Source organism: Chryseobacterium rhizosphaerae, from assembly GCF_003385455.1.
GTDB lineage: Bacteria > Bacteroidota > Bacteroidia > Flavobacteriales > Weeksellaceae > Chryseobacterium > Chryseobacterium rhizosphaerae.
In genome coordinates, this window is sequence record NZ_QNUF01000004.1 from 228712 (window position 1) to 253180 (window position 24469).

General features: G+C 36.5%; 17 protein-coding genes. 6 read left to right on the forward strand and 11 right to left on the reverse strand.

Features of this window, described 5'->3' with window-relative positions; translation table 11 throughout:
• Positions 1 to 144: 144 nt before the first annotated feature.
• A complete protein-coding gene (locus DRF57_RS05360; protein WP_084086085.1) occupies positions 145 to 966 on the forward strand; it encodes a DUF4197 domain-containing protein in 822 nt (273 codons plus the stop codon).
• Between the two features lie 168 nt (positions 967 to 1134).
• On the opposite strand, the gene DRF57_RS05365 is transcribed toward DRF57_RS05360, so the two are convergent.
• Positions 1135 to 1788: a CoA transferase subunit B gene (locus tag DRF57_RS05365; protein WP_047485615.1), complete on the reverse strand. Its 654-nt coding sequence runs from the start codon at positions 1786 to 1788 to the stop codon at positions 1135 to 1137.
• Positions 1789 to 1909: 121 nt separating this feature from the next.
• Between DRF57_RS05365 and DRF57_RS05370 the strand changes: the two genes are divergently transcribed.
• Positions 1910 to 3712, forward strand: a complete 1803-nt coding sequence (locus DRF57_RS05370) for an ABC transporter ATP-binding protein (RefSeq protein WP_047485617.1) — start codon at positions 1910 to 1912, stop codon at positions 3710 to 3712.
• A gap of 57 nt (positions 3713 to 3769) precedes the next feature.
• Here DRF57_RS05370 and DRF57_RS05375 read toward each other — a convergent pair whose 3' ends face one another.
• Complete coding sequence (locus DRF57_RS05375; protein ID WP_047485619.1) at positions 3770 to 4471, reverse strand: CoA transferase subunit A; 702 nt, start codon at positions 4469 to 4471, stop codon at positions 3770 to 3772.
• Positions 4472 to 4856: 385 nt separating this feature from the next.
• Here DRF57_RS05375 and DRF57_RS05380 point away from each other — a divergent pair, with 385 nt between their 5' ends.
• Complete coding sequence (locus tag DRF57_RS05380) at positions 4857 to 6395, forward strand: toxin-antitoxin system YwqK family antitoxin (RefSeq protein WP_115917269.1); 1539 nt, start codon at positions 4857 to 4859, stop codon at positions 6393 to 6395.
• Positions 6396 to 6573: 178 nt separating this feature from the next.
• Here DRF57_RS05380 and DRF57_RS05385 read toward each other — a convergent pair whose 3' ends face one another.
• A complete protein-coding gene (locus DRF57_RS05385) occupies positions 6574 to 9312 on the reverse strand; it encodes a fibronectin type III domain-containing protein (RefSeq protein WP_115917271.1) in 2739 nt (912 codons plus the stop codon).
• 292 nt (positions 9313 to 9604) lie between these two features.
• Between DRF57_RS05385 and rplS the strand changes: the two genes are divergently transcribed.
• A complete protein-coding gene (rplS, locus tag DRF57_RS05390) occupies positions 9605 to 9961 on the forward strand; it encodes a 50S ribosomal protein L19 (RefSeq protein WP_047485623.1) in 357 nt (118 codons plus the stop codon).
• 83 nt (positions 9962 to 10044) lie between these two features.
• Here rplS and DRF57_RS05395 read toward each other — a convergent pair whose 3' ends face one another.
• Both DRF57_RS05395 and DRF57_RS05400 read right to left on the reverse strand, forming a co-directional pair.
• Positions 10045 to 10488, reverse strand: a complete 444-nt coding sequence (locus DRF57_RS05395; protein ID WP_123863284.1) for an SRPBCC family protein — start codon at positions 10486 to 10488, stop codon at positions 10045 to 10047.
• Between the two features lie 151 nt (positions 10489 to 10639).
• Entirely contained in the window at positions 10640 to 11422 is a 783-nt protein-coding gene (locus DRF57_RS05400) for an AraC family transcriptional regulator (protein ID WP_115917275.1), read from the reverse strand.
• A 75-nt stretch (positions 11423 to 11497) separates the two neighbouring features.
• Between DRF57_RS05400 and DRF57_RS05405 the strand changes: the two genes are divergently transcribed.
• A complete protein-coding gene (locus tag DRF57_RS05405; RefSeq protein WP_115917278.1) occupies positions 11498 to 12640 on the forward strand; it encodes a multidrug effflux MFS transporter in 1143 nt (380 codons plus the stop codon).
• 490 nt (positions 12641 to 13130) lie between these two features.
• Here the strand turns inward: DRF57_RS05405 and DRF57_RS05410 are convergent, their stop codons facing one another.
• The 5 genes from DRF57_RS05410 to rpsA form a co-directional block, all read right to left on the reverse strand.
• Positions 13131 to 14126, reverse strand: coding sequence for an alpha/beta fold hydrolase (locus DRF57_RS05410; protein WP_115917280.1), 996 nt, complete (start codon positions 14124 to 14126; stop codon positions 13131 to 13133).
• Between the two features lie 83 nt (positions 14127 to 14209).
• A complete protein-coding gene (locus tag DRF57_RS05415) occupies positions 14210 to 15196 on the reverse strand; it encodes an EamA family transporter (protein ID WP_084086092.1) in 987 nt (328 codons plus the stop codon).
• Positions 15197 to 15330: 134 nt separating this feature from the next.
• On the reverse strand, positions 15331 to 17970 hold the full coding sequence (locus DRF57_RS05420; protein ID WP_228450206.1) for a T9SS-dependent M36 family metallopeptidase: 2640 nt from the start codon (positions 17968 to 17970) through the stop codon (positions 15331 to 15333).
• Positions 17971 to 18230: 260 nt separating this feature from the next.
• On the reverse strand, positions 18231 to 19652 hold the full coding sequence (locus DRF57_RS05425; RefSeq protein ID WP_115917284.1) for a T9SS type A sorting domain-containing protein: 1422 nt from the start codon (positions 19650 to 19652) through the stop codon (positions 18231 to 18233).
• Positions 19653 to 19879: 227 nt separating this feature from the next.
• Positions 19880 to 21667: a 30S ribosomal protein S1 gene (rpsA, locus tag DRF57_RS05430; protein WP_047485638.1), complete on the reverse strand. Its 1788-nt coding sequence runs from the start codon at positions 21665 to 21667 to the stop codon at positions 19880 to 19882.
• A 358-nt stretch (positions 21668 to 22025) separates the two neighbouring features.
• On the opposite strand from rpsA, the gene DRF57_RS05435 reads away from it, so the two are divergent.
• A complete protein-coding gene (locus tag DRF57_RS05435) occupies positions 22026 to 23333 on the forward strand; it encodes a DEAD/DEAH box helicase (RefSeq protein WP_047485641.1) in 1308 nt (435 codons plus the stop codon).
• Positions 23334 to 23455: 122 nt separating this feature from the next.
• Here the strand turns inward: DRF57_RS05435 and DRF57_RS05440 are convergent, their stop codons facing one another.
• Complete coding sequence (locus DRF57_RS05440; protein WP_047485643.1) at positions 23456 to 24349, reverse strand: SMP-30/gluconolactonase/LRE family protein; 894 nt, start codon at positions 24347 to 24349, stop codon at positions 23456 to 23458.
• Between the last annotated feature and the right edge of the window lie 120 nt (positions 24350 to 24469).

Genomic DNA, 24469 nt, shown 5'->3' on the forward strand with positions numbered 1-24469 from the left:
AGATAATGAAAAATCGATAAACATTTAAGAATAACTTTTTAAGAAGATTGAAGTAATCCCAGGGGTAAAAAAAATTGTGGTTTATTTTTTGCTAAGTGTAAGCAACTACAAAGAATAAACATTTAAATTTGTAAAAAAAATACGATGAAAAAAAACATTTTTATAGCAGCCGGATTATTATTTTCAATTTCTACACAGGCTCAGCTTTTAGATATTTTAAAATCTACAGTGAAAGATAAAACAGGTGTTGATCTTAATGCTCCTGTAAAAACAAAAGGTTCAGCCACAACAACAGCGACCACTCCTTCTACTTCTACGAAGACATCTGCTACTTCAACTGCCAATCTTGGTAATCTTACGTCTTCACAGATCTCATCAGGATTAAAAGAAGCTTTAAACATTGGAGTCACTGATGGAGTGAAGAAACTGGCTTTAACCGATGGATTTTTCAAGAATGAAGCTGTAAAAATTTTAATGCCTGAAAAATTAAGAAAAATTGATACGACCTTACGTTCTCTGGGAATGGGAAGTCTTGCTGATGAAGGGGTAAAATTACTAAACAGAGCTGCAGAAGATGCGGTAACGGAAGCTGCCCCTATCTTTACCAATGCCATTACCTCTATGACGATTACAGATGCTAAAAACATTCTGTTGAGTACTGATAATGCTGCGACCAATTATCTTCAGGGCAAAACCCAAAGTCAGCTATTTACTGCTTTTCAGCCTAAAGTAAAAGCTTCTCTTGGGAAAGTAGGTGCAGACACAGTATGGAAGAACCTTATCTCAAAATACAATACCTTCACAGGACAAGCCGTAACTACTGACCTTAACGAATATGTTACTACAGAAACCATCAATGGAGTTTTCAAAATGGTGGCTCAGAAGGAAAGTGGAATCAGAAACACTCCGGCAATGAGAACGACAAGCATTTTGCAGAAAGTTTTTGGGGCGCAGGATGGGAAATAAATTTCATTTGTCTTGAAACAAAAATTCAGGATCCGGATTTCTTTGCTAACCATACATTCTGTTCTCTGAAAATTCTAAACTCGTGCCGATCGGTATGTGTTTACAACCTATTAGAAGAATTTATATCACATAAAAAAGCCTTGTCAGTGACAAGGCTTTTTATTTTATTTAGAATTGCATTTCAGGAATTTCTCCTTCGATGATCAGATCCGCTTCTGTAGCATTGATGATATGTTCTACTGAAATACCGGGAGCTCTTTCCACTAGTTTGAAACCTTCGGGGGTAACGTCCAGTACGGCTAATTCAGTAACCACTCTTTTTACACAGTTGACTCCTGTCAGTGGAAGTGTACACTTTTTCAGGATTTTACTTTCTCCTGCTTTGTTGACGTGCATCATGGCTACGATAATATTCTCAGCAGAAGCTACTAAATCCATAGCACCTCCCATTCCTTTCACCATTTTTCCAGGAATTTTCCAGTTGGCAATATCTCCGTTCTCTGAAACCTCCATAGCCCCAAGAATGGTAAGATCTACTTTCTGGCCACGGATCATTCCGAAACTGAATGCAGAATCAAAGAATGAACCTCCTTCTAAAATAGTGATTGTTTGTTTTCCGGCATTGATGATATCTGCATCTTCTTCACCTTCGAAAGGGAAAGGTCCCATCCCCAAAACTCCGTTTTCACTTTGGAATTCTACGGAAATACCATCCGGAACATAGTTGGCAACCAATGTAGGAATTCCTATTCCCAGGTTTACATAATAGCGATCTTTCAGTTCTTTTGAAATTCTTTTGGCAATTTGTTCTTTTGTAAGCATAATAAAAACTTAGACTGCAATTTAATTATTTTCAACTGAATACAAAAGGTCTTTGTTGCGCTTGACAATTAACAGTGTTAGTTAAAATAATATCTGTAATTTTGCAACATTATTTACTAGAATGAAAATACTTTTAAGATACCTTAAACCTTACCAATGGTTGATCATTATATCTTTGCTATTGGCAACTATTAATCAGGTTTTCTCATTATTTGCTCCGGCAATTACAGGGAATATCCTGGACCAGTTGGTCACCCATCCTAATTTTTTTGATAAAGAAAAACTCTTACCGAGAAATCTGGATGACTATTTATACGGAAACAAAATATACCATGGTGCCTTTTACTTTTTAGGATTGCTTATCGGAACAGCAATGGTAAGCAGAATTGCCAAAGCTTTTCAGGATTATGTGGTAAGTGTTATCACCCAGAAGTTTGGGGCAAAAATCTTCACAGACGGCTTAAAGCACTCCATGGCACTGCCTTATCAGGAATTTGAAGATCAAAGGAGTGGTGAAACATTATCTATTTTAACGAAAGTAAGAGAGGATTCTGTAAAATTCATCACCAATTTCATCAATATTTTCTTTGGAATCTTAGTCAGTATCATTTTCGTTTCTGTGTATGCTATCCGGTTACATTGGTCGATTATGCCGGTATATATCTGCGGAATATTTCTGATCGCATTTATCACCAATTTACTGAGTAAAAGGATAAAAAGCATTCAGAAAAATATTGTTTCTGAAACTACGGCTTTAGCGGGAAGTACAACGGAAAGTTTAAGAAATATAGAAATTGTAAAGAGTTTAGGACTCACCAATCAGGAAGTTATCCGATTGAACAATAATACCTACAAAATTTTGGGTCTTGAGCTTAGAAAAGTTAAAAGCATCCGTTCTTTAAGTTTTATTCAGGGAACGATGGTCAATTTTCTTCAACAGCTGATCACGCTGACCTTATTATTTTTAATTTTTAAAAATGTTGTGACTCCCGGACAATACCTGTCTCTGATGTTTTATGGTTTTTTCATTTTCGGACCGATGCAGGAAATTGGGAATATCATCATTTCTTACCGTGAAGCCGAGGCTTCTCTCTTCAATTTTGACAGTTTAATGAAAAAAAATGTGGAAGAAAAACCTCTTCATCCCAAGCAGATTGGTGCTATTGAGGAATTGGAGTTTAAGCATGTTTCTTTCAAACATCAAACGGCTCAGTATAAGGCGCTGAATAATATTTCTTTTGACGTTAAAAATGGAGAAACCATTGCTTTTGTGGGACCCAGCGGTTCTGGAAAAAGTACATTGGTCAAATTACTGGTGGGACTTTACAGGCCTCAGGAAGGAAATATCTTTTATAATACCATTAATGGAAAAGAATTTGATTTTGACGAACTGAGAAATCAGATTGGTTTTGTAACTCAGGACACTCAGCTATTTGCAGGAACCATTAAAGAAAATCTTCTTTTTGTCAATCCGAAAGCTACAGAATCTGAACTGGCGGCAGCTTTGCAGAAGTCCAGCTGTACCGCATTACTGGAAAGAGCAGAAAAGGGTATAGAAACAGTGATTGGAGAAGGAGGACTGAAACTGAGTGGTGGTGAAAAGCAAAGAATTGCCATTGCCAGAGCACTTTTAAGAAAACCCCATCTATTAATATTTGATGAAGCAACTTCAGCATTGGACAGTATTACTGAGGAAGAAATAACTTCTACAATAAAAGATATTTCAAAAGAAAAAGAACAAATTACCGTTCTCATTGCTCACCGTTTAAGTACGATCATGCATGCAGACAGAATTTATGTTCTTGAACGTGGGCAAATCGTGGAAACAGGATCTCACGAAAACTTAATTTCCGAAAAAGGGTTGTACTATGCCATGTGGCGACAACAAATCGGAGAAAGGAAAACGCTTATTTCACAAGCATAAAAAAAATAAAGCGCTGAATGTATTTTCAGCGCTTTATTTTTTTATGGTAATCAGGAGTTACTCTTTAGTTCTCACTGTTCTCTGCTCTATTCTCTTTTCAAATTTTTCTCCCTGGAAAATCCTCTGGATCATGATTCCCGGAATATGAATCTGATTAGGATCCAGTTCTCCCGGTTCCACCAATTCTTCCACTTCGGCAATGGTTATTTTAGCGGCTCCAGCCATAGGGTGGTTAAAGTTTCTGGCAGATCCTTTAAAAATAAGGTTTCCGGCATGATCCCCTTTCCATGCTTTCACAATAGAAAAGTCTGCATCGTAAGCATGTTCCAGGATGTGCGGTTTTCCGTTAAATTCTTTTACCTCCTTCCCTTCTGCAACTTCAGTACCATAGCCTGCCGGCGTATAAAAAGCTGGAATTCCGGCCTGAGCTGCTCTGCATTTTTCTGCTAAAGTTCCCTGTGGAGTAAGCTCAACATCCAATTCACCTGAAAGCATCTGTCTTTCAAATTCAGCATTTTCGCCTACATAAGAAGAGATCATTTTTTTAATCTGTCTTTTGTGAAGCAATAATCCTAACCCGAAATCATCTACTCCTGCATTGTTTGAAATACAAGTCAGCTCTTTCACATCACTTTCTACCAAAGCATTGATTGAATTTTCAGGGATACCGCAAAGCCCAAACCCTCCAAGCATCAATGTCATCCCATCTTTAATTCCGTCGATGGCTTCCTTTGCATTTTTTACTCTTTTATCTATCATGAAATATTAGATTTTTCTGTTGGCTAAATTTAATAAATTTTCCCATATATATGATGATGGGAAATGATACTGAATTCCCCATTTTACCAAATGGTTCTTTTTTACTATTTAAAGCCATAAAAATCAAATTATTACTGCTAAAAACGAACAAGTCTGTTCATTTTTTTAGTATTTCTCAACAAATTGATTTATATTTGAAGCTGTAAATTCAGAAATATTATACACTATACTTCCGATGTAATTTATGTAAACACAATTTCAATGTAAAATTATTTCCCGGCAGCCCTGTCTCTGCCCTACTATCCTTTTCGACCTTATAGGCTTATCTATTTTCAATACGAAAACACACTAATCAGCACATAAACCATAAACTTAATAAAAAAGCATGAAAAAATTATTTACATCAGCGTTACTGGCTCTAGTACTCAGCATCAACGTATATGCACAGGAAAAAACTTATTTTGATGAAAACTGGGAAAAAACAACCCAGGCCAATATGGAATATTACCGCGAGACTACTCCCAAAGGTAAACTTACCCTCATCAAAGATTTCTATAAAAACGGAACGCTGCAAATGGAAGGTCTTGCTTCTGATACCACTCCAAACAGTGAAGTTTTCGAAGGCAAAGTAACCTGGTATACTCCTGAAGGCAAGATTATGAACTTCGTCACCTACTCCAACGGAAAACAGGTAGGTCCTTCTCAATCCTATGATGCCAGCGGAAAACTGATAGAAGATTTAGTATATAAAGCTGACGGTACGTTCAGTGGAAAATCCTTTAGCTATAAAGACCCGGAAAGTGAGTATTACTACAACTCTCTCACTCTATATGAAAACTCTACACCAACCCAAACGATTATTTATGACGAGGATATCAAAGGGATCAGATCTGAATCCATTATCAATAAGAATGGGGGCTATGAAAATAAATATTATGGTGAAAAGGGTAAGTATATTGGCAGTGCAACCTCTGAATCCGGTAGTGAAAGCACACAAGTAGAATATTACTATAACCCGATGAGGGTTTCCAAAATTGAAAAATATAAAAGCGATGGCAGCATAAAAGAAGGTGTTATCTATGGAAAGAATGGAAAAATTCTGCAGGAACAGAAAAGAAATAAAAAAGACGGCTATAAAACCACATATGATGAATCCGGAAAAAAAATAGCCCATTTAATTTATCAATACGATAAAGAAAGTGATACCTATACCCCTATGGACGGTGATGACTATCAGTTTAGCTATGATTACAGCTATATTTCAACCGTTGATGTTTATAAAAACGGACTCGTCACACTTAATAAAGTATTTGACGAAAACGGGAAGCTTTCTACGGAAACGTTGCTAAAGGACGGTTCTACCCAGGAAATTAAATACTATTCGCCGGAAGGTAAATTAAGGTCCACATTGACGTATAAAGATGATTTGCCTTTTAGCGGGACTTCCTATGATGGACTTACCGAAAAACAGTATAAGGATGCCGTTTTAGTCAGCAGCAAAGTATATTATGAGGAGAAAAAACTGAAATCCGAAAAGAAATTAAACTCTAAACAGGATGCTTATGATGCGACGGTTTATGATGATAAAGGAGTAATTTTATATACCTATAACCAACCATTAAGCGAAGATGGAGACGATGATTACAGCTTTACAGCACAGGTTGTACAGTATGTAAAAGGAAAACCTGCCAACAAATCTTCTGTAAAAGCCGGCATTCTTCAGAGTGGAAAAATCAAATTCAAATTAGCCAGCGGAGCAAGGGAGCTTGAGCGCAATGGAAAATGGATCTTATTAAAAATTTACAGTTCGGAAGGAAAACTTCTTCAGGATACTAAGATTCTGGCAGATACCGGGGAGAATTCTTTTGCTACGGATAATCAAACGTTTATTCTCGAAGAGTATTTACACCCAGATTTTGAATAACATCTCAATCACTTTATGATACGAAAAGCAGCTTCAGTTTTTGAGGCTGCTTTTTTATAAAATAAAAGGTCAGCATCCTACAAAGGTCAGGTATGATATGCAAAACCTTTTTATTTACTGCAAAAAAACAGGCTGCCATTTCTGGCAGCCTGTTTATCCCTTATGTTAATTTTCCTTTTTACTGAATAATCAGTTTTAAAGTGAATAATTTTCTACCATGTACTTTCACAAAGTATACTCCTTTCGGAAGGTTTTCATTCACTAAAGAGAAACGTTGATTATTGATATTTTTTGATACATACAGCAATTCGCCTGATGCGGATACCAATTCAATTTTCTCAATCGGATAATCACTCTTAATGAAAGTAGGTTCTCCCGGTTTAGTAGGGTTTGGATATAACACTACATTTTTCTCGGTACTTCTTGTCTCCTCTGTTCCTAAAGTAGGTGAAGTCACCTGAAACTGTACTCTGTTTGAAACCTCGGTATAAGAATCATTGGTAAACATCACCATATAATAATTGCCCGGTGTGGCAGGTACTGCCGTTCCCTGAATTGTTTTTGTTCCCTGTGTAATCCCGTCAAAGTAAGTATAGGAAACAAAATTATCATCCGGAGTCTGAATATTTTGCGGATAAATTCCTAACCAGTCTTTAATAATTCCGGGAGAATCTGTCCATGATGCAGTGATGCTCTCTCCAAGAGTATAAACAGGTTTGTTGGTCCATAATTCAGTAACAATGTCTCCGACTTTAAAGAATACTTTCTCCCCAATTCCGGTATAGCCATCTTCCAATAGGTACTGAGCATAATAATATCCTTTGGGAAGACCTGTAAAATTAAGAGTTCCTGATGCCGTTGTCACATAACTCCATTTTAAAGAATTTGTGGTTCCAGGAGTCTGTCCCATTTTATAGATCCCGATCCAGTCTTTCACCAGGTTGGGTCCGTTGCTGAAATTAATCACCACAGTACCTCCTACAGGATAGGCATCAGCAGTAGTTTGCAGCTGAACTTTCGGGCCTACATAGAAGTTTTTTCTTGGGGTAATTTCCGTATATCCACCGTTGGCAAAAAAGCCTGCAAAGTACTGCCCTTTCGCAGCTAAACCATTATTGAAAGTAACCGTTCCTGCAGTCTGTCCGTTGGTATAGATAAATCCTTGTGAAGTTGTAGTGGCCGGTGTTTGTCCTTTTTTATAAAGTCCTACCCAATCCTGCTGATTTCCGGGACCTCCTGTAAAAGTGGCAACAATAGGTTCGCTTTGAGTGTATTCAGTTTTGTCTAAAGCAAATGTAGGGTTGGATACCACACTTCCTACAATTTCAAATTGTTTTACATCACTCCAGTCACTCCATTCAAGATTTCTGTCTCTGTATCTTGTTTTCACATAATAAGTACCGTTCGGGATAGAATTGGCTGCCAGCATTACTTTTGTAATATCTACTCCATCATTAAGGTTTTTGGCTTTATCCGGATTTCCGTTACCGTCTTTTCCGAACCAGTTTTCAAAATCACGGTAGACTTCTTTTTCAATGACAGAAAAATCTGCTGCTTTACTGATCAGGAACTGAGTGGTATTTAAAAGTTCCCCGTTTGAAGATGAAAATGCACTTCCATTCAATGTCAAAGGTAAGGTAATTGGACCGGTAAAAGTATTGGTAACAGATGGTTTCGCTGGTTTGGGCTGGTTCTTATACCTGTGGAAAGAATCTACCAATTCGTTGTTTTTCTTAGTATATACACCTCCGATAGAGTAACATTCTACGTCTACTTTTCCGCTTTGTACATCTATTTCTACGATCTGGTACGTCCAGTCCGTTAGCGTTTTCTGAACATCATCAAAATCCTGTTCATTAGACATTCCCCAATATTGATCCCAGGCAGTTCCTCCTGAAATAATCTGATAATTCGGTGTATTTTTCAGCTGACCTCTGTGGTAGAGGTGATGGTGAGCCCCTACATGCATTAAGTATTTATCAGAAGTCACTAAAAGTGGTACCGCATTATTTCTTACCCATGTAGAAATATCTCCTACATATTGTTCTGCCTGATAGGGTCTGTGGCTTAAAGAGATAATCCAGTCTACCGTAGGGTCATTGTTGGCTTCATTTAAAATCTGCTGCAGCCAGGTCTGTTGTGCAGATCCGGTATGCTCAGAGCTCAAACTTACAAACAATACATTTCCTGCCTGTTGAGCATAGTAATTCTCATTTCCGGAAGTGATATTCTTATATTTAATCTCATCAATATAAAAATGAGCATAATAAGAATTCATTCCTAAAGTTCCATAGGTTTCATGATTTCCTACTGTTGTCTGGATAGGCAGGTAAGGTGATAATTTGATATTCTTTTTAAAATGAACATTTTCATAATGATCCAATGTTCCTACATCTACCTGATCTCCTACCATAAAAGTAAGGGCAATATTATCCGAAGGGTCGGCTGTGGCACCAAACTTTTGCTTTAATTTTTTAAAAGCATTCAAAGTAAGGGTATCATATCTTGGTTCTGCCTTGATCTGATTATCTCCCATGATAAGGAAACGGATTTTCCCATCAGCCGTTACAGGTTGCCCCGGTAAAGGAAGTGTTCTGAAATTATAAACTGCAGACTCACTGGTTCCTGTTTTTATCTTATAATAGTATTTTGTATTGGGCTGTAAGTTGGTAACTTTTGCCGTGTGATAATAGTAATTGTTATTATATCCTGTATCCGAGAAGATATTGGTTGTCCCGGTTACAGTTACATTCAGATTCGTTGGAGAGTTTCCATAAATTACGGTTGTTTCGTTATTGGAAGCTGTTTTCCAATTGATGATCATAGAATTCGGAGTAGGGTTTTGCAGATAGGGAAACAAAGCCTGCCCGAATGCCATCTGGACCGCGAAACAAAAAAAGAAGAAATAATGTTTCATAGTAGTTTAATTTTAAAATAGCATATAGAGTTATAAATTGTAAATCAGTGGTTTAAAAATCTTTATTCTGATTTTTATTTCGGGCAAAAGTAGACTTCCCATATAAACTGTGGCTGATGGAATCTTAACGAAAATGTTAATTTTTTAACAAAAACTCAATGAAAAAATTATAGTTTTTACTACATTATTTGTTTGGTATATATAAAAACTATTTTGTACATTTGCAACCTGTTATTCAACCTCTGACGAAAAGCGTGTAAGTTGCTTAGCTTTAACATTTTATTTATTAATAATGGATTTATTAAAGTACGTACAAGACAAGTACATTACAAAAAAAGAATTCCCTGAATTCAAAGCAGGTGATACAATCACTGTGTATTACGAAATTAAAGAAGGACAAAAAACAAGAACTCAGTTCTTCAAGGGAACAGTTATCCAATTAAGAGGTGCTGGATCTACAAAAACTTTTACCATCAGAAAAATGAGTGGTGATGTAGGTGTAGAGAGAGTATTCCCTATTAACTTACCTGCACTTCAAAAAATTGAAGTTGATAGAAGAGGTAGAGTTAGAAGAGCTAGAATTTACTACTTCAGAGACCTTAGAGGTAAAAAAGCAAGAATTAAAGACGCTGCTTACAAGAAGAAATAATTCAGACAACAATACATACAAAAAGAGGCTGTTTACATACGTAGACAGTCTCTTTTTTTATAAGTGATAAATAATGGGTAACGTCACACTGTATATGGATTTCCTTTTCCGGTTTCCAGGAATTGTTTCAGGCTCCCGGTAAATTGTATCCAGCCTTCAGAGCATATGTCGTAGCATTCAATAGCCGGGTGCAATCCCATGTGGGTAAGATGCAGCAATACATCTGTTTCCTTCTGCTCTATCTCCCAAATTATTGTTGTACCTATCCATTCCGTCTGATTCTTTAATTCAGGAAGGGCAATCAATGAATCTTCCACATACCAGATTATTTTTGAATTGGAAACCAACTCTTCCACCCGTATTGTTTTGTGAATATTTTCCCCGAATCTTATAGTGAATACTGCACCGACTCCTGCTGATGAGCCACTAAACATTTCAGACCACCAGAGAGAAACCTGATGGGTCAGAGCTTCATACACCTTATCTGCTGTTGTTTTCACTGCAATGATAGTACTGTAACTTTCCATAAAATCAGTATTTAATATGGTTTTGTCATACAATTTTATGCAAATTATTTTTCAACAGACTTTGCATAAGGCAAGAAATTGACCTCTTTATCAAATCTTCCACTGGCCACTCGGAAACAAGTATGTCTTATACAGATGTTTGCTGTACGTTTTACTCATTTTTCATCAGATACTGTAAAGGCGTAGACCCTGTGTGTTTTTTGAAAAACTCTATGAATGCACTATCTGATGAGAAATCTAGAATATAAGCTACCTCTCCAATAGAATTTCCTTCCACTAAAAGTTCAATCGATCTCTGGAGACGCCATTGCTGTCTCCATTCCTGATAAGACAATCCGGTTTCTTTCTTAAAAATACGGCTTATCGTTTTTTCAACAGCGCCAATTTCTTTGGCCAGATGAGTCAACATAGGTGGTATAGAAAGTCGCAAAGTCCATTGTTCTACTATTTTTTTTAGCCGCATGTCCTGAGGCATGATAAGCGTTAGCTTTTCTTCAGGTGCAGTAATGATTTCGTTCCAGAATACACTTAGAATATTCTCTTTATTAAGATCAGGAGCTGTCCATTCCCAAAAGCAGATCCTTTCAATAATTTCTTTTAATAAAGAATTGACATGCAAAACTTTAAGTCCTGAGCTCATATATTTTTGAGCGTAGCTTTCATCAAAATAGATCGATCTGTACGCCACCATATTCCGAAAATTTACCCTATGAATTTCATGGGTAGGAATCCATAGCATTCTGAATGGCGGAAGAACAAACTGTCTGTCAGAAGTCGTAACCGTCATACAGCCTGAAGGAGCATACAGCAACTGGGCTTTAGCTTGATGAAAATGAAACCCGGAATCATGCAAAACCATATCCGAAGCAATCCCTATGACTTTTCCGGGGATGATATCCGCATCAAATTCCTGATCCTGTTTCAGTATAGCCATGTCCTATTTTTGATATTTTTTGTTTTTATATCATTATAAATATACGTTCAATTTTTCAAAACTTTGCAGAAAAAAATGAAAAAGACAAATCCCCTTTGGCTGATGATACTGCTGGTCATGCTTCCACAGTTTGCAGAGACTATATATAGCCCTGCTTTACCATTGGTACAGGAGCATTTTGGAGTAAAAGAAGGATCAGCAGCACTCACTATCAGTCTGTATTTCATTGCGTTTGCATTGGGAGTGGCATTCTGGGGAGTTCAGTGCGACAGGATCGGAAGGAAAAAATCATTGGAATATGGGCTTATCACCTATGGAGTAGGAACGCTGGCTGCTGTCTTCGCTCCCAACTTCACCATCTTACTTATTGCCAGGATTATTTCCGCGTTTGGAATTTCTGTAGGATCCATTGTTACCCAAACTATTCTGCGTGACAGTTATGATAAAGAGAATATCAGTAAAGTATTTTCCTGGATTGGAATTGGTTTATCCATCAGCCCGGTTATCGGTATGATTACAGGTTCTGTATTGGCTTCTACTACAGGGCATCAGGGTATTTTCATCACCTTATATCTGCTGGCTGTTTTATTTTATATCCTATCCAGAAGAAAGGTATCTGAGACCCACTATCCGGGAAAAGAAATAAATAGGAGAACTCTGACTGATCTATTAAAACGAATGCTTAAAGACCGCGAAATAATCAAATGCTGCTTATTAATTATGAGTTTTAATGTACTCTTATTTTCTTACTATGCGCTGGCTCCTTTTATTTTTAAACAGAATCATTATTCTTCCTATGCTTTTGGATACAGCAGTATTATCCTGGCTGGAGGAACGTTTATAGGGGCAAAACTTAACAGGTTTCTGTTATTAAAAAATACATCACCCAAAACTTTAGTTAAAATAAGCACCCTGGGATCATGTATCGCTTCTGCTTTTGTATGGATACTGGCAGGTAAAGGAATATACTTCCTAATCCCTTATTTTTTCATTGTCATGGCATTCAGTATTGCCATTCCCAATATCCTGAGTACAGCACTGATACAGTATAAAAATGAAACAGGAAGTGCAGGAGCCCTGCTGGGTCTTATCTATTATAGTATGATAGGAACAGGACTGATAAGCGTTGGGTATATTCAGAACTTAGGACTTTCTTCTCTCATTTTTTCAGGAATCGGGGCCATTGCCCTATTTATATTTAGTGAGAAAAAGAATTAATCTAATGTGAAATATTATTATAAAATAATGATTACCAGAAATATATACAAATAACAAATCCCTGTTATCAACCTGCTTACAGCTTAAAAGCTTAGAGCCTGTTTAAATTTTATTCGGGAATTCTTATATATTTTGTTGACAAGACTCGATAGGTCAGTTTGAAATTATTTTTTGATTAAAAAGATGAACGCAAGGCTTATGAATAATTCCGCTTTATTTTAAGTGGGATGTATGCTTATCCATACGCTTCGACGAATCAACGAAGTTGGTTCTATCCTTTGCTCCCTGAAAATACGGATAATGAAGCTAAAGCTTTGCATTAGGAAAACACATCATCAGTACCTGATCTTTTTAATCAAAAAATCCTTAAAGAATGTGACCGGGACAAAGATTTGAATGTTATACAAAAAATCAAATTTAGAAATTTAAACAGGCTCTTAGTATTTCAAACAGTAAAATATTTGAAATACTAAGCCTTTTCGTTTCTATCCTATTGTATAAAATCATATAAAGCTTTAAAAAATTTAGGATAGACTTCTATATGTGGCAAATGTCCTACATTCTCAAGTTCCACAAGTTTTGAACCGGCAATCTCCCGCTGAGTTTTCTTTCCCAATTCCTGGTATTGCCCCATTTTAGGTTGAAGTTCTTTAGGAGCCCTATCCTTTCCTATTGCCGTTCTGTCCCTGGTTCCTATAATCAGCAAGGTTGAAGTCTTTATATTTTTAAATTCATAGCAAACCGGCTGGTTATAAATCATATCAGTAGTCAGGGCAGCATCCCATGCTACCTGAGGATAGTCTTTATGAAGCGTCCATCCGGCAATCAGATCCAGCCAGGGCTGATATTCATCTTTCCATTTATTGTCATAATAAAATTTCAACTGATAATTTTTATAAGTTTCGGCTGTATTTTTTAGCTCTGCCTGGTAGGCCTTATCTATGGTCTGATATCCGGCAAAGGTTTTATAATCTTCAAGCCCTATGGGGTTTTCAAGGATCAGTTTCTGAACTTTTTCCGGATATAGCAGAGTAAACCTGGTGGCTACCATCCCTCCCATTGAATGTCCCAGGACAATAACTTTATCAAGCTTCAATTCATCCAATATGGCTTTGGTATTTTCTGCCAGCTGTGAAAAGGAGAACTGATAATTCTGAGGTTTAGACGACTTACCAAATCCTATCTGGTCCGGAATAATTACCCTGAACCCCTTAGCAGACAAATCTTTAGCCGTATGTTCCCAATAGGCCCCATTAAAATTCTTCCCATGAAGAAGCATAATTGCCTTTCCATTGGGATTTTTGGGTTTTACATCCATATAAGCCATTTTTATATCATTATTCTGAGATTGTAAACTGATAAAATGGACATCGTAAGGGTATTTATATTCTGAAAGTACAGCATCTAACGGTTTTACCTGGGAAAATGCTACTCCCGGGCTAACGGTTAACACCAGCATCGCAACTATATTTCTGAAATATCTCATGAACTTTATTTTAGTTATTAAAATTAAAAAAACCGCTTCAAAAGAAGCGGTTTTCAACTGTTATTTTTATTTAAATATTATTTTTAAGATAATTCTGCAACGGAAATTTCCTTTTCTTTTTTGGAAGGCAGATTCATTAAAACAATGGCAAAAAGAATCAAAACGATGCCTACCCATTGTATTAAAAACACTTTTTCACCCAGCAAAACAAAGGCCATCGTTACTGAAACCGGAAGCTCCAGAGAAGAAACAATACTTCCAAGTCCCAGACCTGCATTAGGGAAACCAATATTAAATAAGATTGGTGGAATAATAGTACCAAACAGTGCTAAAACAAATCCATATGTCCAGAATATTGAATAATTAAAGGAGTGTATATGCTCTGTATTTTCCGTAAAGTTTAAATACAGTGATTTTAAGCCATCAAAATACATTGGGCCTATCTGCGCAAAGAATAAAAATGTGAAAACCACTATAGAACCTCCCGCCAGCATAATAATACTCTTTCTGAATACCGGAAGATGGGTAGCCAGTGTATTGGACGTAAACATCGTCAAGGTATATGAAGCAGCGGCCATTAATCCCCAGAACACTCCATGCCAATCCAGTTCTATTTCCATATTAATAAGATTAGTAGCCAGCACTGTTCCCAGCAATACGATCACTACAGAAACTACTTTTCTTGCATTAGGCAGTTTTTTTGCCAGAATGCTTTCTACTACCACACTGAACCAAACCGACTGCATCAGCAGTACAATAGCAATGGAAACATTGATATACTGCACAGCAATATAATAAAACAAACTTGTTCCTCCCAGGGAAGTTCCCGCAAGGATCAACATCCTTACTTCCTTAGAATTCGGTAATGATAATTTTTGTTTGGAGGTAATCGTCTGGATAAAATTCAGGATCAGCAAACCAAGCAGTCCCAATACAAACTGAGAAGTGGTAACTTCTGAGGTTGTAAAGCCATCATGATAAGCCATTTTCACAAAAGTGGCTAACATACCATATATACTAGCTCCAATTCCTACAAATAAAACACCTTTTAGTATATTTTTCTTCTTCATAATTTTTTTTACAGCCTGCAAAGTTACGACATATAAATTAAACTACCCTGCAAGCTTAATCTTAATAGATAAAATAAGATCACCACAAGCAAGCTTGTGGTGATCTCTGAAATTACTAATGATATAAAAATTAATTATTTTTTTATGATTACTTTAGAAGTAGATTCAAAACCAAGTCCTTTTACTTTTACCATATATACTCCATTGACTAAATGAGTTGTAGAAATGGCTTTTTTAGCATCCGGTGAAATTTTATCTTCGGAAGAAACCAACTTACCACTTGTATCATACAATTCCACACTTACTTTTCCAAGGGCATTGCTTGGGAAGTTAATGTAAAACTCATCTTTAGCAGGGTTCGGGTAAATAGAAATCTTGCTGTCTTTTACAGATTTCACCTCATTCGTAGCCAACGTACATTCTGCCGGTACCGAGAAATTTTCCACCTGGTCATTGATATTGTTTTTAAGTCCTGCTGAAGCCCCTACTCCCAGTCCTCTTCTTGCAAAAACATTCCAGATCATACATTTATCCTGACCTAGATTTGATGCTGCGTCTGCAGCTAATATAGCATCTCTTCCATCAATGAATGAAGGGTTACAGCCCTGAAGTTTCAATGCATCAGTCACGATCTGTAATACCCTGCTGCTTCCGTTAGTAGAGTTTGCCAATACATCAGATGAATAGCCATATTTTTCAACATATTTCCAGTGAAGATCCCACAGCATGGTGGCCCAAACAAATCCAATAGAATGGACATCAAGAGATAGCCCTCCACTCGCATTAGTATATACCATACCATTAGTACGTCCATAGGTATAATTATTGATGGTAAGGTCCGGAGAATACTTAGCAGGTCTGATACCTCCTCCATCTATCGGCTGACCTCCCACATAAGTTCCCATTCCTCTTGGCACCGATGCATTATCTCCCGCTTTATTGGTAAGCATTAACGCAAAGAAGTCTGACCATCCCTCACCCATCTGTTCTCTACTGACGTTTGCATTTAAACAATTAGAACCCGTTCCTGTAAGTCTATTAGATATACCGTGTCCATACTCATGGGTTACAATACCATTATCAAAACTTCCATCCGGTGTTACGCTGGTAGCCGGATCATCCTTAAGGGTAACATTTACCGTTACATTAGCAGTAAGCTGACCATTAATATAATCTCCTTCAGACTTGGCAACTAGAACAGTAGGAATAGTAACTGTAGGATCTGTTCCTGACATATTACCTATCGATTCTCCATTTACTGCATTGTTATAAATAATTACAGCTGTAGCTCCGGCATCCTGCAGGTTTTTTGTTTTAACAACAAAAGAACATGTTCCTCTTTCTACCAAGCCTATTTTTCCTGTAAGCGATCCTGCAGGTAAAGCTGTACATCCTTCCGGCACTGGAGATAACTGTACATTACCCGTAATTCCGGTAGCGCTTAAAGGAGCACCAAATTCTGAAGTTCCTGCCCTAGGTTTACGTATAACAGCTCCCGCAGGGGTATTATAATAAAACAACTGATTCACTCTATTCCATAAATACATTTGCATTCTAGGGTTAAATCCGTCTGCCGGAGAAGAAAAGTTGGCATTATTTAAACCACCACCATCTTGAGCTTCCGCATATACAGAATCATCATCTTCCCCACCTTTTCCAAAGTTATTCTGCTGAAAATTTTTAGCAGATTCTGTGAATCCAAACTGATAAAAAACATCATGAATTCTATTATTCAGGTAAAACAAATTAGTAATTGATGCATTTCTGTTAGCCACAGGAGTTCCATTGATACTAAAAGGGAAATCAAAGCTTCTTGCCGCACCTCCATCTACCGGTGTTCCGGGTAGATAATCAGGATCCGTTAAAGCTGTTCCGGCAACATCTTCATAAGCAAAAACGTTGTTTCCTCTCGTTACGGTGTAATGATTAACACCATCAGAGTGCCATCCCTCAGGAGATGCAACAGAAATCCATGGATTGGTAAGTATTGATCTTGAACCAAAAGTAGGGGATTCAATAGGCATAGGAAAAACGTTATAGGAAGCATTGTCCGGAAGTAATACGAAAGCGCTGTTTTGAGCTGTTTTATTATCAGGGCCTATAAGTAAATTTCCAAGATGTGTATGATGATCATGCCCAGCCTCAGAGCCATATGCGTCAGGAAGGAAATTACATGATAACGTTAAATTACTTTTCTCAAGGATATTTCCATTATAAGCATCAACCAAAATATTCCAATGATTTGGAGATTTAGGCTCCATCAAACTGTATTCGTACACGAGACGTAAATTCCCGTTTCCATCATTGGCATATACTAATCTTTGATTGGCCGATCCTGTTCCTTTCTTTTTGTTTTTCTCAAGATATTCCAGAATCGTAAAATGAGCAATGTCTGCATTATTTAGCTCCTCTGCTATCTTTTGAAGTGCCGTAGTTTTATTGATAACGGCAACACTTGATGTTGCTGAAACATAATCTTTAATAAAATTGTCTGTATAATATACAACTTTATGATCCTTAATAAGTGCTGTTCCTACAGAACTGTATACTGGTAGGCCATTATAGGTCTGTACAAATTTTACAACATTCCCATTCAGTGACTTTGAGTCATCTACATTATCTATAGTAAAATGAGTAAGGTCTGATTTTTTATATTCTCTCATTTTGTTTTGAGAAATATAATCCTTAATCAAATTTTCATTATCTTGTCCAAACAAAAAAGCTGGAAATGCTGAAAACACAGCAAATAAAATAGGTAAAGTTTTATTTTTCATGTCAATTATTAAAGCTGCTAATCTACAAATAATTCACAATACAAAAGCTGAATTATTAGCTTTTTAATTAAAATAAATCAATATACATAAATTTAAAAACAAAATATACTATTGAATATTTCTCAACAAAGAGAATCCACACTCTGTTTTATGAGTATAAGACAGTATGCAGCTACCATATTATTTTTCTTCACTTACATTTTGTACCCCAAATACTCATTAAAAAAAACTGCCCTTACGGACAGTTTCGTTACTAATAATTATTTTTTTATAATTCTACCTACGTTTATTTCCCCTTTATCTGATGTCACTTTTACAACATACACACCCTGCTGTCTATTTTTCAAATCTGCATCAAATGTTTTTCCTTCTACCGTTTTGGTAAGCAATACATTCCCATTCAAATCCAATACTTCAAGCTTTCCCGATCCAATTTCTCTGTTCAAAACTCCCTTGAATTTGCCATCAGTAGGGTTAGGTGTAATTTTAATGGAGCTGTCTGCAGCTTCAGGAACTCCTCTTGTACAGGAAACTCCCAGATCCAGGTCGTAAGGGAACATAGGATAATGATTCCAGCTCATTACATCCATTGTTCCACTGGAAAAACTATACTGCACGGTCATGATAAATTTATATTTCGCTGTAGATCCCGGAGGAAAATTAATATCCGAAGGATAAAAGTGAAAATACACCTGATTACCATTGATGAAGGTAGGAGTTGTGGAAATACCGTAATCCACTCCTGTACTGATATCCCGAACCACCATTTTACTGTGGGTCACTGTAGCTCCGGGAGGCAATGTATAATCACCATAAATATTAAAGTCTGGAGATACCCCACAACTATTGTATTCGTAATAGAATTTCAAACTTCCCCACACTCCGGTATTACAAGTACTATTAATTATTTCATCAACTTTAGGCATCTCTGATACAGATTCAAATACAAAAGATTGAGGTCTTGGATAATACAGTCTTGGTAAAACTCCGTAATCCGGGTCATTAACATTAGTTTCAACTCCCCCAGAATATGATCCTCCGGCACTCGCAATAGAGGCTCCCGTAGCAGAAGACTGCGCATTAGGACTCATATGCATCATTACAAATTTAGCACCCCGGTTTACTTTAAAGTCTGTCACATTTTTAAATACTCCCGGAGTATTTAATGCTGTATCATAATAATTCGCAAGATATGACCCTGTAAGTAAATCCCCTGTATTTCTGGAGCCGTCAGTAAGCACCAATACTGCAAGTTTGGAGCTTCCATTTTTATGTAATGAAGTCTGCGGACTTACAATCTCCGGGCTATAACTGCCATCCAATGCATTCCCTATTAACCCCAGCGCTTCATTAAAATGCTGACCATAGCTAAGCCTTCTGTTGAGATAAGGTTCCGGAAAGGTAAGTGTAGTAAAATCTGACTCTATATATATTCTTGGGGTAAGCCCTAAGCTGGGACCATTATTCAGGCCTGTTCCATAATGAACTACCGCATATCTGTTTTTAGGATGACATGCCATAATACGTTCAATTAATTTAGCTGCTGTAAGCTTCATCTCGTGGAAGCGTGCGTTATTTATGGTAGAACCATTATCAAGACAGATAATATAGTCCGTCTGTGCCTTTAAAGAACTTCCCACCATCAGACAGGCTAAAAAGAAAAATAAGAATGCTTTTTTCATAAATCAATATTTTAAATTAAGTTGAATTAAAAATAACATTAATATTATCCATAACATAAAATATTTAACCATTAACCATTCATTAACGTTAGACCATGAAAGAGTAATAAAAAACACCTATCTGTTATCATAAATTAATAAAAGTAAGTGATCTGGATTGTATCCATTACCAAGCATAAAAAAAGCCGCTCAAATGAGCGGCTCCATATTATAAATGGTTTCAAAGATTATTTACCTTCTTCCATTTTTCTTTTCAATTCTGCTAATGCATCGATATCTCCAAGAGTTGATCTTTCTTCGTTGTTTGAAGAAGAGATATTTCTAGAAGAAGAGTCTTTCACATTTTTCTTTTCCTCATCTCTGAAGATTCCTGTGTGAGAAACTACTACTCTCTTGAATTCTTTGTTGAATTCGATTACTTTGAATTGAGCATCTTCACCTTTTTTGATTTTAGATCCATCTTCTTTCTCTAATAATCTTGAAGGGCAGAATGCTTCTACTTCAGCATCTTCGAATTGTACAGAAGCTCCTTTATCGTGAACTTCTACAGCTTTACCAGCGTGGATAGTTCCTTCAGCATACTTAGTTTCGAATTTATCCCATGGGTTTTCAGTCAATTGCTTGTGACCTAGAGATAATCTTCTAGCTTGGATATCTAATTCAAGAACTACAACATCTAATTTATCACCTACTGCACAGAACTCAGATGGGTGCTTGATTTTCTTAGTCCAAGAAAGATCAGAAATGTAGATTAATCCGTCGATACCTTCTTCTAACTCTACGAATACACCAAAGTTAGTGAAGTTTCTTACAGTTCCTACATGCTGAGATCCTACCGGGTACTTAACCTCGATATTCTCCCATGGATCTTTAGATAATTGCTTGATACCAAGGGAAATTTTTCTTTCTTCTCTATCTAAAGTTAATACTTCAGCTTCTACTTCATCACCTACTTTCACAAAGTCACCAGCAGATCTTAAGTGAGTAGACCAAGACATTTCAGAAACGTGGATTAATCCTTCTACACCTGGAGCGATCTCTACGAATGCACCATAGTCAGCAAGAACTACTACTTTTCCTTTTACTTTGTCTCCTACTTTCATGTCAGCAGAAAGAGCATCCCAAGGATGAGCTTCTAATTGCTTCATACCTAATTGGATTCTTGTTTTCTCGTCATCGAAATCAAGGATTACTACTTTCACAGTTTGTCCGTCTTCTAGGATTTCAGATGGGTGGTTCACTCTAGACCAAGAAAGATCTGTAATGTGAATTAATCCGTCTACACCTCCTAAGTCGATAAACACACCGTAAGAAGTAATGTTCTTAACAGTACCTTCAAGAACTTGTCCTTTTTCAAGCTGAGCGATGATTTCTTTTTTCTGACCTTCGATATCTGCTTCGATCAATGCTTTGTGAGATACAACTACGTTTTTGAACTCAGGGTTGATTTTCACAACTTTGAACTCCATAGTTTTACCTACGAACTGATCGTAATCTTTAATTGGCTTAACGTCAATTTGAGAACCTGGTAAGAATGCTTCGATTCCGTGAACGTCAACGATCATACCTCCTTTAGTTCTAGACTTAACAAAACCGTTAACGATTTCTCCAGTTTCGTGAAGTTCGTTTACTTTATCCCAAGCCTTAAGCGTTCTAGCTTTTCTGTGAGATAACTGTAACTGACCAGTTTTGTCTTCTCTCTTGTCAACCATTACTTCTACCTCATCACCTACACTTAGGCCTTGGTTGTAACGGAATTCGTTAAGAGAAATAACACCTTCTGATTTGAAGTTGATGTCTACGATAGCTTCTTTGTCAGTTAATCTTACTACTCTACCTACTAAAACGTCATTGTCGTTTAGGCTGTTTAGAGATCCGTTGTAGATTTCTTCTAAGTCGCTTTTTTCTTTTCTCGCATCTGCATCAAGACCTGATTCGAATGAATCCCAATCAAATTGTTCTGGTGCTACGTTTTGGTTTAAAATAACCTCTGCTGAATTTGTCTCTTTTGACATTTTCTAATAAAATTTGTATTCCTTCTTTTTTAATGGTTTGAATAAATGTGGATTTAAAAAATACGGAAGTAATTAATTTTTAATATTTTACCCTATCAAACCTCTCCCACAAAAAGTGGATGCAAAGATAAGATTTTTTTTTAAAACAAACAAGAGGTTTTCTTTTACAAGATCATCGTTTAAACAATTGATTTCCAATGGATATTTATTAAGAGAATCAAGAATCAATAGCTAAGATGACAGACTTAAGATTGTAAATATTAGAATAAAAGACAGAATATCTATCATTAAAACTTATAGCTCTGATCCCGAATACTGAACTTTAACATCTGCCACCTAAATTTCTTACCTTTGCACCATGGAATTAGAATCAATTTATCAAAAACTGCAGATTCAGGAAATGAATCAAATGCAGAAATCTACATACACTGCCTCTGAAAACAATACCGATATCGTCCTGCTCTCTCCTACCGGTTCAGGAAAAACCCTTGCTTTTTTATTTCCGGTTCTTAGAAATCTGAAAAAAGATGTGCAGGGTGTTCAGGCTTTACTATTAGTTCCTGCCAGAGAACTGGCATTACAGATCGAACAGGTTTTCAAAGCAATGGGAACAGATTTCAAAGTTTCTGTGTGTTATGGTGGACATGATAAAAAAATTGAGGTCAATAATTTAATTGAAGCACCTGCTGTTTTAATCGGAACTCCGGGAAGGGTCGCTTACCATATAAGAAATAACAATTTCGATCCGAGAACGATTCAGACTTTAGTACTGGATGAATTTGATAAAGCCTTAGAATTAGGATTTCATGAGGATATGGAATTTATTTCCGGTTCATTAAAAGGTCTTTCACAAAGAATTCTGACTTCAGCTACAGCAATGGATGAAATTCCCAAGTTTACAGGCTTAAAGAATGAAAAGACCATTGATTTTTTAAAATTAAGTGAAGTAAAGCCGGATATCCAATTACGAAAAGTGATGACTATTTCTGAGGAAAAGTTAGATACTTTATTCAATTTAATTTGCAAGATCGGCAATAAAAGAACATTGATCTTCTGTAATCACCGTGAAGCTGTTGACAGAATTTCTGAGCTTTTAAGAGAAAAAGGTATCGACAGGGAAACCTTCCACGGCGGCATGGAACAGGATGAAAGAGAGCGTGCTTTACTGAAATTCAGAAATGACTCTGCAAGAATTCTTATTACGACTGATCTGGCTTCCCGCGGACTTGATGTTCCTGAGGTGGAATCTATTGTACATTACCAGCTGCCTCCAAAAGAGGATGCATTTATTCACAGAAACGGACGTACCGCCAGAATGAATGCCAAAGGTTTTGCTTACCTTATCATGACTGAAGATGAGAATTTCCCATTCATCAAAAATAACACACCTGAAGAAAGTGTAGCAGGCTTTACTAAAGTTCCGGCGAAAACACCATTTCAAACCATTTATATCAGTGCCGGAAAAAAAGATAAAGTCAATAAAGTAGATGTAGTGGGTTATCTTATAAAAAAGGGGGAACTCCAAAAAGAAGACATCGGATTGATTGAGGTAAAAGATACCACATCCTATGTTGCTGTTTCCAGAAATAAAGTCGGTGCTACCCTGAAAAAACTTCAGAATGAAAAACTGAAAGGGAAAAAAGTGAAAATGGAGGTTGCTTATTAAGATTCGGTATCCTGTTATTAAGAACCGTATCTTTTTAATTAATTTTCAAACTATAAAAGTCACTGAAGTGTTTAGAAATAAATACTTCAGTGACTTTTGTGGTAAAAACAGTATGGGTAAAACTACTTTATTCCTCTCACTCTCATCGGGAAAGTATAAACAGCAGTTGAAGCAGTAATAAATAAAACATCATTATTTTCTCCTCCAAATGTTACATTGGATGTCCATTTTTCAGGAATGGAAATATGATAGATTTTCTTACCGTCCCGGTTAAAAATATGTACTCCATCTCCTGTTAAATAAAGATTTCCGTGTTTGTCCAAAGTCATTCCATCTGAACCCATTTCACAAAAAAGCTTTCTTTCTGACAGCTTTCCTTCTCCAAGAATATCATAAACATAGGTTTTTCCGGCATCAATATCTGAGAGGTATAATTTCTTTAACTTCTCACTTCCTACAATACCATTGGGTTGTGTAAAGGTTTCCAGCTTGGCTGTTTTACCTTCTTTATTTCTGTAGTAGAGACTTTTATGTGCTGTTTCCTGCTTAAAATCAGTCCAGTAATCCCTTTCATACAAAGGGTCTGTAAAATACATTCCCCCTAAAGCATCATTCCATACATCATTGGGTCCGTTCAGTCTTTTTCCTTCAAATCCTTTCAGAATAACCTCTACCTTTTTATCTTTTGATATTTTCCAGATCTCTCCGTGATCATCAGAACAGGTAATCAGATAACCGTCTTTATCAAAATGGGTTCCGTTTGCTCTTCCGGTTTTATCCAGAAACTCTATAACCTGATTACTTTTCCAGTCCCAATAGTAGATTTTATCATTAGGCTGATCTGTAAAATAAACATTTCCTTTATGATCTGCCGACGGTCCTTCCGTAAAACTAAACTTATCTGAAACCTTTTCAGGTTTTACTCCTTCATAAAACATTTTACTATAATTTACTGATTGACAATTTATCAATGCGAAAACCAAACCAATCATTCCTATTTTACAGATATTCTTCATACTTCATTTTTAAAACTGCAATTTACAATTTGAATAATAGGATTCAAAGTTATTTTATCATTTTGATCTAATATAATACTCAAATAAAAATGTCCCAATTGTCCTATTTTTGAAGTAGAT